14 protein-coding genes are annotated in these 15,769 nt (G+C 42.7%); 6 read left to right on the top strand and 8 right to left on the bottom strand.

Annotated features, from left to right (window positions below):
- Nucleotides 1–97 precede the first annotated feature (97 nt).
- The 4 genes from AABA11_RS08315 to AABA11_RS08300 all read left to right on the top strand — a co-directional run bounded on the left by AABA11_RS08315 (nt 98) and on the right by AABA11_RS08300 (nt 6,358).
- Complete coding sequence (locus AABA11_RS08315; protein ID WP_265727920.1) at nt 98–517, top strand: MerR family transcriptional regulator; 420 nt, start codon at nt 98–100, stop codon at nt 515–517.
- A gap of 14 nt (nt 518–531) precedes the next feature.
- Nucleotides 532–3,147 (top strand): heavy metal translocating P-type ATPase, encoded by a 2,616-nt coding sequence (locus AABA11_RS08310; protein ID WP_338266969.1) that lies wholly within the window; start codon nt 532–534, stop codon nt 3,145–3,147.
- Nucleotides 3,148–3,428: 281 nt separating this feature from the next.
- Nucleotides 3,429–4,586, top strand: a complete 1,158-nt coding sequence (locus tag AABA11_RS08305; protein ID WP_338266967.1) for an MFS transporter — start codon at nt 3,429–3,431, stop codon at nt 4,584–4,586.
- Nucleotides 4,587–4,780: 194 nt separating this feature from the next.
- On the top strand, nt 4,781–6,358 hold the full coding sequence (locus AABA11_RS08300) for a sensor domain-containing diguanylate cyclase (RefSeq protein ID WP_338266965.1): 1,578 nt from the start codon (nt 4,781–4,783) through the stop codon (nt 6,356–6,358).
- Between the two features lie 627 nt (nt 6,359–6,985).
- On the opposite strand, the gene yjjG is transcribed toward AABA11_RS08300, so the two are convergent.
- Nucleotides 6,986–7,678, bottom strand: coding sequence for a pyrimidine 5'-nucleotidase (gene yjjG, locus AABA11_RS08295; protein ID WP_338266963.1), 693 nt, complete (start codon nt 7,676–7,678; stop codon nt 6,986–6,988).
- A gap of 208 nt (nt 7,679–7,886) precedes the next feature.
- Between yjjG and AABA11_RS08290 the strand changes: the two genes are divergently transcribed.
- The gene (locus tag AABA11_RS08290; RefSeq protein WP_114413812.1) at nt 7,887–8,834 is read left to right on the top strand and encodes an IS30 family transposase; all 948 of its coding nucleotides are present in this window, start codon (nt 7,887–7,889) and stop codon (nt 8,832–8,834) included.
- Here AABA11_RS08290 and yjjX read toward each other — a convergent pair.
- The 6 genes from yjjX to AABA11_RS08260 form a co-directional block, all read right to left on the bottom strand.
- The gene (gene yjjX, locus AABA11_RS08285) at nt 8,809–9,345 is read right to left on the bottom strand and encodes an inosine/xanthosine triphosphatase (RefSeq protein ID WP_338266960.1); all 537 of its coding nucleotides are present in this window, start codon (nt 9,343–9,345) and stop codon (nt 8,809–8,811) included. The two genes, AABA11_RS08290 and yjjX, sit on opposite strands and share 26 nt — an antisense overlap.
- 106 nt (nt 9,346–9,451) lie before the next feature.
- Nucleotides 9,452–10,549 (bottom strand): chorismate synthase, encoded by a 1,098-nt coding sequence (aroC, locus tag AABA11_RS08280; RefSeq protein ID WP_265727913.1) that lies wholly within the window; start codon nt 10,547–10,549, stop codon nt 9,452–9,454.
- A gap of 3 nt (nt 10,550–10,552) precedes the next feature.
- Nucleotides 10,553–11,467, bottom strand: a complete 915-nt coding sequence (gene prmB, locus AABA11_RS08275; RefSeq protein WP_338266956.1) for a 50S ribosomal protein L3 N(5)-glutamine methyltransferase — start codon at nt 11,465–11,467, stop codon at nt 10,553–10,555.
- A gap of 52 nt (nt 11,468–11,519) precedes the next feature.
- Nucleotides 11,520–12,284 carry a hypothetical protein gene (locus tag AABA11_RS08270; protein ID WP_338266954.1) on the bottom strand — a complete coding sequence of 255 codons (765 nt, stop codon included), beginning with the start codon at nt 12,282–12,284 and terminating at the stop codon, nt 11,520–11,522.
- 184 nt (nt 12,285–12,468) lie between these two features.
- Nucleotides 12,469–13,482 (bottom strand): signal peptide peptidase SppA, encoded by a 1,014-nt coding sequence (sppA, locus tag AABA11_RS08265; protein WP_338266951.1) that lies wholly within the window; start codon nt 13,480–13,482, stop codon nt 12,469–12,471.
- A 4-nt stretch (nt 13,483–13,486) separates the two neighbouring features.
- Nucleotides 13,487–14,131, bottom strand: a complete 645-nt coding sequence (locus tag AABA11_RS08260; protein WP_338266949.1) for an HAD-IA family hydrolase — start codon at nt 14,129–14,131, stop codon at nt 13,487–13,489.
- Between the two features lie 67 nt (nt 14,132–14,198).
- On the opposite strand from AABA11_RS08260, the gene AABA11_RS08255 reads away from it, so the two are divergent.
- Nucleotides 14,199–14,624 carry a MaoC family dehydratase gene (locus AABA11_RS08255; protein ID WP_265727908.1) on the top strand — a complete coding sequence of 142 codons (426 nt, stop codon included), beginning with the start codon at nt 14,199–14,201 and terminating at the stop codon, nt 14,622–14,624.
- Nucleotides 14,625–14,707: 83 nt separating this feature from the next.
- Here the strand turns inward: AABA11_RS08255 and adhP are convergent, their stop codons facing one another.
- Nucleotides 14,708–15,718 carry an alcohol dehydrogenase AdhP gene (gene adhP / locus AABA11_RS08250; RefSeq protein ID WP_338266946.1) on the bottom strand — a complete coding sequence of 337 codons (1,011 nt, stop codon included), beginning with the start codon at nt 15,716–15,718 and terminating at the stop codon, nt 14,708–14,710.
- Nucleotides 15,719–15,769: the final 51 nt, after the last annotated feature.

Genomic DNA, 15,769 nt, shown 5'->3' with positions numbered 1-15,769 from the left:
TCGTTAGCATGCACAAAAATTCTTGACCTATGTGCTACATATAGGTTTTACACTTTGAATAGTGTTTTATTAAATACGAACGTTTTTAGGAGGGCTTATGCGAGTCAGTGAATTGGCTAAAGTGGCCAATGTAACCGCTGAAACGGTTCGTCACTACACACGACTGGGATTAATTCAGGCTGTACGAGATCCGAATAATGGCTATCAAAATTACGACAAAGTCGCCTTACAAAGGTTGCACTTTATTCGGCAGGCAGGCGAACTAGGTTTTAGTTTAAAGCAAATTGAAGAGATCTTTCAGCAATCTGACAGTGGTGATTCACCTTGTCCAATGGTTAGGGATTTATTAGAGAAAAAAGTTCCTGAAACCAAGATGAAGATCGCTCAACTACAAGCACACCTTATTAAAATGGAAGATGCTTTGAGAGCTTGGGAGGGAATGCCAAACGGTACACCTGATGGGCATTCTATTTGTTGTTTGATCGAAGATTGGGAAGGATCCAAGCAATCACATTAATAGGAGGATAGGGTATGGGGAACTCGGTATCAAATACTCATAACGAAGCGATCGAAAGAACCATTTTGGTATCCGGTATGTCTTGCCAAGGTTGCGTGACTAAAATACGTCAGCTTATCCAAGAAAAATGTCCAGATGCTAAAGTAGAGGGACAACCAAAAGAAAACAAACTGGTTGTAACCTCAAAGTTAGACATGGGTCGCATCCAAAAAAGCGTCGAGGAAGCAGGCTTTATTTTCTTAGGCTGTTCCGATGATGAGCAAGAACAGGTAGATGGGAGTGAACAAGGTAGTGAGCTTGCTCATCAAACGAGTGACACTCTGACAGATAGCACTGTAGAGCCTGTTAAAGTAGAACATCAAAGAAACGAAGCGGTAACCTATCAGCTTTCTATTGCTGGAATGACCTGTGCTGGCTGCGTTAATACAGTTCAAAAAGCCTTAACAAATACACCAGACGTTGTATCTGCAAACGTTAACTTTGCTAACCATACGGCTCAAGTAGTAACAACAGGTCAATCTGAAGCGCTGCTGAATGCGGTAGAGAATTCGGGCTATCATGCCAAGGTCATTCTTGATGCTGAAAAAAGTGAAGAAGAACGAGGTCAAAGAGAACTGGCTGAATATCATGATAAGCGACAGTCTTCGGCGTGGAGCTTAGGTCTGGGCATTCCATTAATGCTTTACGGTGTTTTTGGTGGGAATATGATTGTGAGCACGCTCAATGATAGGTTGATTTGGGGTGTGGTCGGCTTGGTTACTTTGGTCATCATGACCCGTGCTGGTAAACATTATTTTCGCGGCGCTTGGAAAGCATTTATAAATCATCAGGCAAATATGGATCTGTTGATCGCTTTAGGGACGGGAAGTGCATGGTTATATTCTATGCTCGTTGTTCTTGCTCCAATGAGCTGGTTACCAGATAACACCCATCATTTGTATTTTGAGGCTGCTGTAATGATCATAGGCTTGATCAACCTTGGGCAGGCTTTAGAGCTCAGGGCGCGTCGTAAAACGAGTCAGGCTTTGCATCGGTTACTGGATCTTCGCCCCAAAATGGCAATACGTATTGATGGTGATCAGGAAGTGCGAATTAGCGTTTCCGAAATCCATGTAAACGACATACTTCGCGTTCGTTCAGGGGACAAAATACCCGTCGATGGGGATGTCTTAGATGGAGTATCAACGGTTAATGAATCTATGTTGACGGGTGAGCCAGCACCAATAGAAAAAAGCAAAGGAAGTCGTCTGTCGGCAGGTACGGTGAATGGACAAGGCAGCTTGTTATTCAAAGCCACTCACGTTGGCTCCAATACATTATTAGCGCAAATTATCGATATGGTGGGCAAGGCACAAAACTCAAAACCACCTATTAGTGTTTTGGCTGACAAAGTGTCTTCGATCTTCGTTCCGAGCGTAATCATTATCGCTATTTTAACCGCTTTAGCGTGGTTTAATTTTTCAGCTAGCGACGACGTCTATTCCTACATGTTGGTAACGGCTATATCCGTCTTAATTATTGCCTGCCCCTGTGCGCTGGGTTTAGCAACGCCAATATCGACCATGATAGGCATTGGTAAGGCCGCGGAGTGCGGTGGGCTTATTCGAAATGGTGACGCTCTTCAGCGAGCAAGCGAGTTGACCACGGTTGTATTAGATAAAACGGGTACCATTACCGAAGGCAAGCCAAAGGTTGTTCATACTCATTTAAATGATCATGCTCATTTAGACTGGGTGTGCGAGCTTGTTTCCGCACTCGAAACGAACGCAAATCACCCTTTGGCAGATGCTTTATTGGAACATTGTAATACACCTATTAAAGGCCGTAAGAAGGTTGCCGTAGAAGCGTTTGAATCGCTGGTAGGGTTGGGTGTAAAAGGGCGTATTGGCCGTGATACGTATTATTTAGGAAATGAACGATTGATGTATGAAAAAGGCATTTCTATCATTATTGACGATGCTAACGCGGATTTTAAAACGGCAACGCGTGTCTTTCTTTCTGATGAAGCGGAATTAATGGCGATATTCTATATTGAAGATCCGATTAAGAAAGGGATAAAAGAAGCCATTTCCGATTTTAAGCACCAAGGTTTAAAAGTCGTCATGTTAACGGGTGATAACCATGAAACGGCCGCAGCCGTTGCAAAATGTGTTGGTATTGATGATTATCACGCGCAATTATTGCCAGACGATAAGTTGGAGTGGGTCACAAAGCTTCAAGAAAAAGGAGAGGTGGTCGGTATGATTGGTGATGGGATTAACGATGCTCCTGCACTGGCCAAAGCGGATGTTGGGTTTGCTATGGGAGCCGGAACAGATGTTGCCATGGAAAGCGCGGATATTACATTAATACATAACGATTTAAAGAGTGTTGCTGACGTTATTCTCATTAGTAAAGCCACGCTAAAAAATATTAAACAGAACCTTTGGGGCGCATTTGCGTATAACAGTCTAGGTATTCCGATTGCTGCTGGAATCTTATTTCCTCTGACGGGTTGGCTATTAAGTCCAGTAATAGCGGGAGCCGCAATGTCCTTGTCTTCTGTCACAGTTGTGACCAATGCAAATAGGCTACGGTTGTTCCACGTGCGACAGCCGAAAAATGAAATAGGGAAAAGGAGTGTAAAATGAGCTTGCTCATTAATGTAACGGGAGTGGCTGCAATTGTGTTCGTTGTTTATTGGTTCTGGTGGCCAGCTCGATCAAAAAATAAGGCCCAAAAATGATGCTCTTCAAAAGTGAGACTTATTGGTTTTATTGAGCAATTACTATCGAGTTACGGTAAAATTTACGATCGTAAAATAAGCTAAGAATCAAAACGGTTCTTGGCTTATTTTTTTGTGTTTTTACGGCTTGTTGTTTCATCTCATTGCCGTGCTTCATTCTTTAATTCTCGAAATGTTGGAGTGAGTATGCTTGCTGCTTATCAATGGGGTATTTTTGCTATTGCCCTCGGTACCTTTGGAATTGGTACCACTGAGTTTATGCCAATGGGCTTGTTGCCTGTCATTGCTGATGGTGTTAATGCGTCTATCCCTGCTGCAGGTTTGTTGATTAGTGCTTATGCGGTTGGGGTTATGATTGGCGCACCTTTAATCACTTTATATTTAACTCGATTTAGCCAAAAAACGTCGCTGATCGCTCTGATGGTGATTTTTGTTATTGGTAATGTTCTGTCGGCTATGTCAGTGAATTATGAGACGTTCTTGTTTTCCCGAATTATCACCAGCCTTTCTCATGGGGCATTTTTTGGGATTGGGGCGGTCGTAGCAATGAATCTCGCGCCATATCATAAAAAAGGTTCGGCTGTGGCGTCTATTTTCTTAGGGTTAACCATTGCGAATATTGTTGGCGTGCCTATTACGACCTGGCTTGGTCAAACCTTTGATTGGAGGATTTCTTTTGCCGTTACTGCCTTGTTGGGAGTGGTGGCTATTATGGGCATTAGTCGTAGTTTGCCGTCTATGCCAAAAGCAGTAAAACCGGATGTCAAAAATGAATTGAAGGCCATTATGCAACCGGCGGCATTGCGTGCTTTTGCAACCACGGTCATGTGCGCAGGTTCCATGTTTACACTTTACACCTACATTGCACCCATTATGCAGACAGTGGCTCAAGCATCAGACAACGCCATTGCCACCATGTTAGCCCTGACAGGAATAGGGTTTACATTGGGCAATTATGTAAGTGGCAAGATTACCGATAAATCCCCAGATCTTGCATTGTTTGTGTTTCTTGGTTTGCAAGTTTTCGTATTAGTGTTGTTTCGCTTTTCCTCCACAACGTTAATCGGTGCAGGCATGACCATATTGCTTTGGGGTGTGGTGATTTTTGGGAGTGGACCACCATTGCAAATGCAAGTAATGAAGATCGCAGACCAAGCACCGGGACTGGCTTCCTCTATTAATATTGGAGCATTTAATTTAGGTAATGCACTCGGAGCTGCATTAGGTGGTCTGGTTATTAGCATCGGTTTCAGTTTTGAATGGATACCGACGGCAGCAGGGTTGTTGTCATTTTTGGCGTTAATAATGGTTTGGTTTAACCGACGATCATCAAAGCTAGCTTAAAACTCGATACAATAATAAGGGTGCTATAAGGCACTCTTATTCTTTTTAGTGTTCAACCCCCCATTAGCGTTGTCTAATTCATCATATCGTGATTGAATTGTTTCACCTCTTGTTATAAATGAATTGCATAGTAATGGCCGATATTTTTTGGCCTTTATATGTTTAGACATTCAGAATTGTGACGGATAAACAGTTTGAACCCTCTAAAAAATACGATTTTAAAGCTAAACCGATTGATTTTAGCTTTGGCTTTAACCGCGACGATACTTACCCTGTTTAACAGCTTCTATTCAAATTACCAAGTTCAGAAAGAACAGCTGATTTTGCAGTCTCTTGAAAGCAATATGGCATACGCTAGTAAACTGTCAGATACTACCGAGATGTTTCTGCGTTCTTCCCAGCAGCAATTAGCGTTCACGGCAAATGCACTGTCAGAGCAAATGTCTAACAGTGTCAGGCTAAATCAAGAAGCCAATCGACTGAAGTATCAGACGGATAGTTTCAATTCTGTAGTGATAAGTAATGAGTTAGGCATTACTAAAGCAGCGTCACCTGAGGCATTGAACCTTGTTGGGGTGAAATTAAACTCAGTTGGCACGACCGAAGCATTGTACGAAAAGAAAGCACTGATAAGCGCCCCATACATTTCTTCTATTAATAATTTAGTCGTTTTTATGTCTGAACCTATCGTTGGAAGAAATGGCGATTATTTAGGCTTTTTAGGTGGCACAATTTATCTAAAAAACCTAAACATTCTGAGTGAAATATTGGGCGATCATTACTATGAAAACGGGTCTTACATCTATGTGGTAGATAAAGAGAAGAAGATTTTATACCACCCTAACATTAGCCGTATCGGTACCACGGTTATTAACAACGACGGTTTAGATAAAATGCTAACCCAAAAAGAAGGGGGCATGCAGTTAATTAATAGCCAGGGGATTACCATGTTGGCAGGGTATTCCACCATAGCCAGTACGGGTTGGATTGTTGTCACTCAAAGCCCATTGCAAGCAACGCTTGAGCCATTATTCGGTATTATGCAAAAAGTATTACTGCGAACATTACCTGTGGCATGCGCTGTTTTTTTGTTCATTTGGTTTTTTGCTCGCTCTATTTCTCGTCCTTTACAGCAGCTAGCAGACAAAGCGACAACGTTGAACAGTCCAACGGTTAGCAGAGAAATTGAAAGTATTAATTCATGGTATGTAGAAAGCCATGGCTTAAAGCAAGCCATGCTAATCGGCGTTCAATTACTACAAAATCAGATTGGAGAATTAAAGAGAGACGCTGAAACTGACCCACTAACCGGCGCAAGCAACCGTCGCGCATTGCAGCTTACTTTGAAACAACAAATTTACATCGGCCGTGCATTTTCAGTGTTAGCTTTAGACATCGACTTTTTTAAACGGGTTAATGACACATATGGTCATAAGGTCGGTGATGACGTTCTTAAGCAGCTTACAAAAGTGATGACACATTTTTCTAAAGCGGGCGATATGGTTTCTCGAACCGGTGGCGAAGAATTTGTTATCTTGCTTAAGAATGAACGTTTAGAAATGGCGTTAGCTTTGGCCGAACAATTGAGAACGGCGGTAGCGAATGAGCCATTTGAATTAGTTGGCAACATCACAGTGTCCATTGGTATAGCGCACTGGTCACCAGAAAAGCCGCAGACAATCGAAACGCTACTCGCATTGGCTGATCAAGCTTTGTATAAAGCCAAAGAACAAGGCCGTAACCGTTGTGTCATTGCTAACGATTTGAGTTAGTTTGATCTGAGGAGGGAGGTCGCTACTGCTGAGCGCTCGGTATATGTCTCTCAATCATTCTTTAAAAAGATTCATTAAAGCGTTTTTTTTCAGAACACCGGCACGACCATAATCACAAATATCAATAGTGATTTTTCCAACATTTTTCTTCGATCACAGTAAAGTCCATGGTATTTGGTGTTTAAGAAAACGCATGAAATTCACTGAAATTATTGTCAATGTGATGAAACGGTCATTTTTAAACACTGATAGATAGTGTTTTTCAACCGATACGATTGATCATGCATAATGCGCTCTAAACAACACACGCTATGCAATGTGTTTTATAAGACGCTATGTGTTGTTTAGAACAAAAATAATGGATCGGACAAAACCAACTTGGTTAACTCAGGATATGGATGATTTTATTTTGCAAATCAAAACAAACATAAGCTGGGTGTGCGGCTAAGACATTGATGATCACAGACTCTAAGCGTTAGTCATGAAGTTGGAAAAAAGTGTTGGAACAGTGCTAATCAGCTATTTATACTAATTCCGATAATAACATTTATCGGAAATAGTGAGTGTTAACATGCTCTAATACTCATGCGATTACCCATGCACAACATGACGAATTTTTATGATGGATCACGTTGTGATTCTTAGCGTTTCTAAAAGCTGTGCTAACTCAAACAGCGAGTCCACTTCGTACGTTGGTAAAATGTCTAATGGCTTTGGTTTGTTTTCGTGGTTCAACCAACAGGTATCAAGACCAACATTATTGCCACCTAAAATGTCTGATTCTAATGTATCACCAACCATCAGGACGTGATTAATATCTGGTGACCCCATTTGTTCTAAGGCGTACTCAAAGATTTTTCTATGCGGTTTCGCAATGCCCACTAGCTCAGAAATGACCACTGGTGAGAAATATGGCAATAACCCTGTTCGCTCTAAGCGAATTTGTTGGAGTTGAGCAAATCCATTGGTAATAATGCCCATTTTTACATTGTTATTATGCAAATGTTTTACAAGTTCGACTGCGCCCGGTAATGTTTTGCAAATTTCTGCCATAGCGTCCAAAAATTCAGTGTTAAGTTGTTTCGCACTGATATTCAATCGATCACCCCATAATTGAAACCGGCGTGTCTGCAATTGTTCTGCGCTGATTTGGCCGTTTTGATATTCAACCCAAAGAGGCTTATTTAGCCCTTGGTATTCATCAAATTCCGCTCGACCGAAATCGATACCATGTTTTAAAAACATGTGTCTTAGGCCTGCAAAGTTATCAAAATGAAACAATGTTTCGTCAGCGTCAAATAGTATCCATTTGTATTTCATCGTTTCTAACTTGGCTCGTTTGTATAATGTTCAGGGTGCAATGCCGGTGCGAGCGCTAAAATTAAGGCTTGGGTGTAAACGCTTTCTCGTGTTGCTGCATGATTGGCCTAAATTCAGATAATAAGTGCGACACTGCAAATCAGGTGTAGAAGAAGCCAACTGCTGAAGTTGATACACTTCTTCTTACCACAGATAAAGCAGTACCAACATGAATTATCAGCAGTTGACCGAAGGCAAAAGATACCAGATTTCCGCTCTTTTAGGGCAAGAAATATCAGTGGCAAATATTGCACTCATCCTGAATTGTCATAGAGCTACGATTTACCGTGAGTTAAAGCGGAATAAAAAAGTAACAGAATATTGCCCTGACAAAGCCCAAAGAGCCTGTTTGATAAGGCGGAAGACAGCGGCAAAATATCGCATATCATCAAAGACAATTGATTTTATTCGTATTTTAATTGAAATCGACTGGAGTCCTGAGCAAGTCTCTAACGTACTCAAAAACTGCGGTGTTCCCGTCAGTCATCAATGGATTTACCAATATATCCATGATGACAAAAGAAACAAAGGGACACTTTACCGCCATTTGAGGCAAGGAAGAAAACGCTACCGGAAAGGCCAGAGAACAAAAGCTGAAGTGATCAAGAATAAGGTATCCATTGATGATCGGCCTGTGATTGTTGATACCAAAAAGCGCTTTGGAGACTGGGAGATAGACACTGTTTTAGGTAAGCACGGCTCAGGCTCAATTGTCACCTTGCTAGAAAGAAAGACACGTTTTTACCTTATAAAGAAAGTGGATTCGAAATCAGCCAAAGATGTGACTCAAGCAACCATAGAGCTATTGCTGCCTTTTAAAGATCATGTTCACACGATCACAGCAGATAATGGTCGAGAGTTCGCGTATCACGCTGAGATAGCCGAAGCATTAGAAACGACAGTGTATTTTGCTCATCCATACAGTTCTTGGGAACGTGGAGCAAACGAAAATAGCAACGGACTCCTAAGGCAATATGTGCCCAAAGGTACCGATTTAAGACGTGTTACAGAAGAGAGAATACACTTCGCAATGAGACGAATAAATAATCGTCCAAGGAAGTGTTTAGGGTTCAAGCAACCAGCCGTAGTGTTTAAAGAAATGTGCTTAGTTGCTTGAAGTGAAAGTGTCGCACTTCGGACTTGAATTCAGGAGTAAATAGGCCAATGGCTCCGCCTTTTTGACGAATGTTTTCTGTTTTAAAGACATCATCCATCACCATTCCGAGTTCTTCATGTGCCACTAGGCGCTGATAAACTCGCTCTGGTAAAGGTAAGTTCGCAGACCTACCTGTCATTAACCTTCCTTGAGCATTCTGAATGGCGACGTAAGCAAACGTTGCAGCGCCCTCCTCGAATCGATCTACGCCACCTTCCATTGCGACAAAAAAATCCATCTCTGCGTTTGGGCTGTTTTCTGAGCAATATCGAGCGCGATTTTGTGCGCCTAAGCGAGTCTCCGCTTCTGACATTGGCTGATCGGCAACACCCGAAGGTGCAGACATTTCTTCGCAATGAATAATGTGATTTGGAAAAAGAATGGCAAAGGCTTCTCTGGCTGCGTTTATTTTTACTGGGTTTTTTGATCCAACACAGACACGGATAACGGTTGATTTGGCAGTTAAAGTCATAGTATTGATCTCGTTCATTCCATTTTATCAACAAAAAAGCCGCTAGTTGCCCTGTGAATATCGGCGACTAACGGCTTAACGGCTTTGTTATTCCATTTAACGGTCGTTACGCTTGGCCATTAATAATTGGCGTTGGACACACTACATCAGCATTTTGCGCTCTGTGTCTCAACAAATGATCCATGATTGTTAACGCAAGCATGGCTTCCGCAATAGGTGTCGCACGAATACCAACACAAGGATCATGACGACCTTTAGTAATGACCTCTATTGGGTTGCCTGCACGGTCGATGCTTTTCCCAGGAATAGTAATGCTGGATGTTGGTTTTAAAGCCATGTGAACAACAATGTCTTGGCCTGAAGAAATACCACCTAATACACCGCCAGCGTGATTGCTTAAAAAGCCCTCAGGCGTCATTTCGTCGCGATGTTCACTGCCTTTTTGCTCAACAACATCAAAGCCGTCACCAATTTCGACGCCCTTCACTGCGTTAATACTCATGATGGCTTTCGCAATGTCGGCATCGAGACGATCAAATACAGGTTCGCCCAACCCTGGCATAAGGTTCTTCGCGATTACCGTTATCTTTGCACCTACGGAATCACCTTCACGGCGTAACGCTGTCATGTATTCTTCTAGCTGTGGTATTGCGTCTGGGTCAGGGCTGAAAAAGCTGTTTTCATAAACTTGGCTTAAGTCTTTAACCGCTAGCTTAATTGGACCAAGTTGTGACAAGAAGCCCTGGATTTCGATACCGAATTGTTGTTTCAAGTATTTTTTGGCAATAGCGCCAGCGGCAACACGCATCGCCGTTTCACGAGCCGATGAACGACCGCCTCCACGATAATCACGGAAGCCGTATTTCTGATCGTATGTGTAGTCGGCATGGGCAGGACGAAAAGTGTCTGCAATATTACCGTAATCTTTTGAGCGTTGATCTGTGTTTTCGATCAATAAACCAATAGGCGTCCCCGTGGTTTTTCCTTCAAAAACGCCGGAAAGAATTTTGACTTCGTCGGCTTCACGGCGTTGTGTTGTGTGTTTTGAGGTGCCAGGTTTGCGTAAATCCAAATCTCTCTGCAGATCTGCTTCACAAATCTCAATGCCCGGAGGGCAACCGTCTACAATGGCGCCAAGCGCAATACCATGACTCTCACCAAAGGTGGTGACTTTAAAAAGTGTTCCAAATGTATTACCAGACATAGTTTATTTCTGCTCTTGTAATAGTTCACTGAGTTGTTCTTTGGTTAGGATAAATACACCATTACCACCCTGTTCTAACTCTACCCACATAAATGGAATATTGGGGTATGCCGCTTGTAAAGCGATCTCGGTGTTACCTACTTCGTATACTAATATACCGTCATCTTGCAGATAATGCGCGACTTCGGCCAAAAATTTGTGGGTGAAATTAAGCCCATCTTCACCAGACGTTAAGGCCAGTTCCGGCTCGTTATGAAACTCGGCTGGAGCGTTGTTGAAATCGTCTGCATCGACATACGGTGGGTTGCAAATAATAAGGTCGTATTGTTTACTTGCCAAACCAGTAAACATGTCGGAATGAATGGCTTGCACACGGTCTTCAACTTGGTGGCGTACAATATTTTCGTTGGCAACCAAAAGAGCCGCTTCGCTGATGTCTGAAATATCGACTTCAGCGTCTTCAAAAACCAAAGCTGCCGCTATACCTAAACAGCCAGATCCAGTGCACATGTCTAATATATTTAACGGATAGTTTTTAAGCCATGGTGCAAATTCACTTTCAAGCAAGGATATGATGGGAGATCGTGGAATCAAGGTGTCTTTAGTGACTTTAAATGGAAGCCCCATGAACCAAGCTTCACCCAGAAGATAAGGCAGCGGTTCGCGTTGATTAATACGTGTTTGTACTAATTTGAGAATGTGTTTCTTTTCATTGTATGTCAGTGCGCAATCCAACATGTCGCGATCAAAATCAAGTGGTAGTTTAAGAGCCCCCATCACTAAATGAACCGCTTCGTCCCATGGGTTATCTGTGCCATGGCCATAAAATAAATTAGCGTTTTGGAAACGGCTGAATGTCCAACGAATAAAATCTTTTATGCTGGATAAATCACGAACGGCAGTTTGTTTGTTGCTCATCTTCTCTTCTTAATTGTAATTGCGCGGTGCTGTGAGTGGCGCATTATAACGGTTATTGTTTCGAGCCTCTATCCTTGTATTGTATGCTTTTCACGGAAGTGGTCAGAGCCTCTAGTTTTTCCGTCATTTCGTGCCATCTTTTCTGATCGCTTAATGCGCTATTTGTTTTGATGCTGTCTAGCTCAGCGTTCAACTTTCCGTTTTCTTTCATTAGTAATGCTATTTGATTGTCTTGCTTAGCTAAATTCACTTGTTGTTGGGCCAGATTGATTTGAAGCTCTGCGCTGATTTTTTGCTCTTGTTTTAATTGACTCGTGAGAACGTTGTTTTGAGTGAGTATGTCTTGGTATTGCTGTTCTTTATTGAGCAGCTTTATTTGCAATTGTTCAAGGTCATTGCTTGCTCTTTTGTGTGTCTTAGTTAATTGATCGTGAGCGGTTTGCAGATCGATCAATACGCCAGATAAAGCAAGATACCCTCCTTCTGTTGCGTCGAGTTTTCGTTGTTGATGTTGTTCTATTTCTGTGGACTTTTCATCCAACAGCTGACCTAGGTGTTGAGTGACATCTCTTGAAAATCGCTTAAACAGAGGAAGTAAAACCGAGTCTAATTCTTTTAGTTGATGCTGTTGGTGCTCTTTGTAGCTTTCTTCCCATTCTGCAATGGCATTCATGAAAGTGGTGTTTGAGCAACGACGACCGTCTTTTTGCAGAAAATATTCGGTCAGTCGAGGAATATTAGGAAACCGGTTGTTTTCAATCAAATCCCAGCAAGCCTGATCTATCTCTTCTCTTGCTATATTTGCTTTTCTCGCCATCGTTAGCTGTCCCACTGATTTTTATTTAATAATATCAGGAATTATTTTATCAAATATATCCTTATGTAGCCACATAGGTGTTCTCAATGCCCTCGTTATGCATTTCTTCCAATTCGCGCAATAGCTTTATTTCAGGCAATAAAAAAGCCCCAATCAGGGGCTTTGTAAGTTTTAAGCTTAGAGGCTATTGAAGGTTTGTGCTATTAATGACTCTTGTCGCCATTTCAACACCAAGCTCTTTCGCCAATTCTTTCCAAGAATCTTGTTTTGGCTCGTATACAACAGGTTCTGCATTAGGAAAGCGACTGTCTAGAATGTCATTAACACTGGCTAAGCCGTCAATTAAGCCAATTTTGATGGCTTGCGAGCCCGTAAACACCATGCCAGAAAATACATCGTTAGTAATGACCAACTTTTTTCCTCTGCCTTCTTTCACTGCGTTGATGAACTGTTGATGCGTTTCATCCAGCACCGCTTGCCATTTCGCTTTGGCTTCTTCAGTCATGGGGGTAAATGGATCCAGAAAGGCTTTATTGCGGCCAGCGGTGAATGTGCGACGCTCAACACCAATTTTTTCAAGCAAATGGCTGGCATCAAAGCCTGATGAGATGACACCGATGGAACCGACTAAACTGGCTTTGTCCGCGTAAATTTCGTTAGCAGCGGACGCGATGTAATAACCTCCAGAAGCCGCCATGTCTTCGACCACGACGATAACCGGAATTTCTGGGTAAGCTTGTTCTTTACTACGAATGGCATCGTAGATAATGCCCGAATGCACAGGACTACCGCCAGGACTGTTCATTTCTATAATAACACCAGTGAGCTGTGTATTTTGATATGCATTATCCAGCAATCGAACGAATTCGGATGACTCAATTTCCGCGTTGGCGCCTATTACGCCACGCATCGGAATCATTGCCACTACATCTCCTTCGAGACTTACATCTTGCAGGCTGGACTTTGCGAACCACCCAACGATCACGGAAATTACAATAATCAATGTAAGAAAACGAAAGAAAATTTTCCAGCGGCGACTACGACGTTTTTCTATCAGGTTTTCACTCAGTGTTTTTTCTAACAAACTCCAAATTTCTTTATTCGGGTCAAGGTTATCTTTCACTGACGATTTATTTGGTGGAGATGACGTCGCATCTGTGATTTTGTGTTGCTGATCTTCATCTTCTGTCCAGCTCATTACTTTAAAGCCCTAATATAGTTGGTAATTGTGTAAAGTGGTCAATGATGGCGTGTGGCTTACAAGCTTTTAGCCGGTCTTCATGATGTGCGCCATAGGTCACTCCGACGCTTTTCATGCCTGCATTAGTTGCCATTTCTAAATCATACTCTGTGTCGCCTATCATAATGGCGTTCTCTGGTAATGTATCTAATTCGTTGAGTAACTGTTCAAGCATTAGCGGATGCGGCTTTGATAATGCTTCGTCGGCACAGCGTGTTGCAACAAAGTAATTTTCCGTCTTAGTTAGAGCCATAACTCGATCCAAACCTCGTCGACTCTTTCCGGTGGCAACCGCCAGTTGAATTCCCGCGACTTTTAACTGATCCAAAACCGCTAATACACCGGCATAAGCCGATGGTGGCGCTTGGTCAGCGGCAACGTAAATACGTTTATAATGCTCAATAAGATTATTTTGGTGGGCACTTTTTAGTTCTGGCCACACTACCGATACGGCTTTATCAAGTGACAAACCAATGATGTTTTTAATGTCTTCTTTCTGTCTGGCAGGGGCATTGGCCAGACGGCCTGCTTGGAGCATGGATTCGCAAATTTTATCGATGGAATCGAATAGCGTACCGTCCCAATCAAAAATCACCAATTTAACCATAGATACCTCTTAAGAATGGTTCGTCGAAAGTGTACCATACTCGAAAATGACTAAATAAGGATTGGCAATGACTTCTGGTTATACATTAGAACAGCTTTCAATTGATCAAAGCGTCGAATACCGCAAAGTAGTCACAGAGGCAGATGTTCACGCGTTTGCTGATGTGACGGGTGACACAAACCCTGTGCATTTAGACGCAGAATACGCAGCGACAACCTCTTTCGGTCAGCCTATTGCCCACGGCATGCTGACGGCGGGCTTTATCTCAGCCGCAATTGGTACACAGCTACCTGGGCCGGGTTGTATTTACTTAGAACAAACTCTGAAGTTTCGAGCGCCAGTATTTATTGGGCAAGAAGTGATCACGACAATTACCGTTACCGACATTAATGAAAGACGCCGACGTGCAACATTAAAAACCGTGTGCGAATGCGACGGTAAAGTTGTTGTGACAGGTGAAGCAACAATCATGTTGCCAGCAGCAACCGCTTAAAACCGACATGATGTGACTACAAAAAGTAAGGCGATGTAAATTCGCCTTACTTTTAGATTTTCCTTTTTTTATGTCAACTTAGATTACATAGACATAACGATACGGCCCGTAATTTCGCCTTTTTCCATATCGGCAAAAATCTCGTTGATGTCATCAAGTTTTTTCTCTTCTATGATGGCCTTCACCTTGCCACGCGCTGCAAACTCCAAGCATTCCTCTAAATCTTTTCTTGTACCAACGATAGAACCAACAACACTCACTCCATTCAGCACTGTGTTGAAAATAGGAAGCGGCATGTCATCTGCTGGCAAACCCACTAAAACACACTTACCGCCACGTCGAATGACATCATAACTCTGCCTAAAGCCTGCTTTGCTTACTGCGGTACACACGCTGGCATGAACACCACCCGTGGCATGAAGAATATCTTCAACGACATTGTCAGTTTTAAAGTCACAGTACGCTTCTGCACCTAGCGAGATAGCAAGTTCTCGTTTCGCTTGGCCTGTGTCGACTGCAACAACCCGAAAACCCATAGCCACAGCATACTGGACAGCAAGATGGCCAAGTCCGCCGATGCCAAAAATGGCCACCCAGTTTCCAGGTTTCGCCTTGGAGACTTTGAGCGCTTTATAAGTAGTAACACCAGCACAAAACAATGGCGCCGCGTCAACAAAACTTAAATTAGCAGGCACTTTGACAACATAATCGGCATCCGCAGCACAATATTCCGCATAGCTACCATTAACGGAGTACCCAGCATTTTGTTGCGAGAGGCACAGGTTTTCATCGCCACTCAAGCAATATTCGCAATGACCACAAGCGCTGTATAACCAAGGAATTCCAACCCGATCACCTTGCTTAATGTGCTTCACAGCGCTGCCCACTTGAACAACCTCTCCAACACCTTCGTGTCCAGGTACCAACGGCAAAGTCGGTTTCACCGGCCAATCTCCATGGCATGCATGCAAATCAGTGTGACATACACCACAAGCATGAATTTTTACAAGTACCTGATGAGACTCAATGTTAGGCATTGGAATATCTTCAATGTTAAGGATAGACCCGAATGTGTTGGCGACCGCGGCTTTCATACTATTCTCCTGGTAGTTTGTGTTTCCTGTGATATAGCGTATCGGAAAACA

Source organism: Marinomonas pontica, assembly GCF_036322735.1.
GTDB classification, from domain to species: Bacteria; Pseudomonadota; Gammaproteobacteria; order Pseudomonadales; family Marinomonadaceae; genus Marinomonas; species Marinomonas pontica.
Note: the sequence above shows the minus strand (reverse complement) of the source record. Positions and strands in the feature narration are given on the sequence as shown.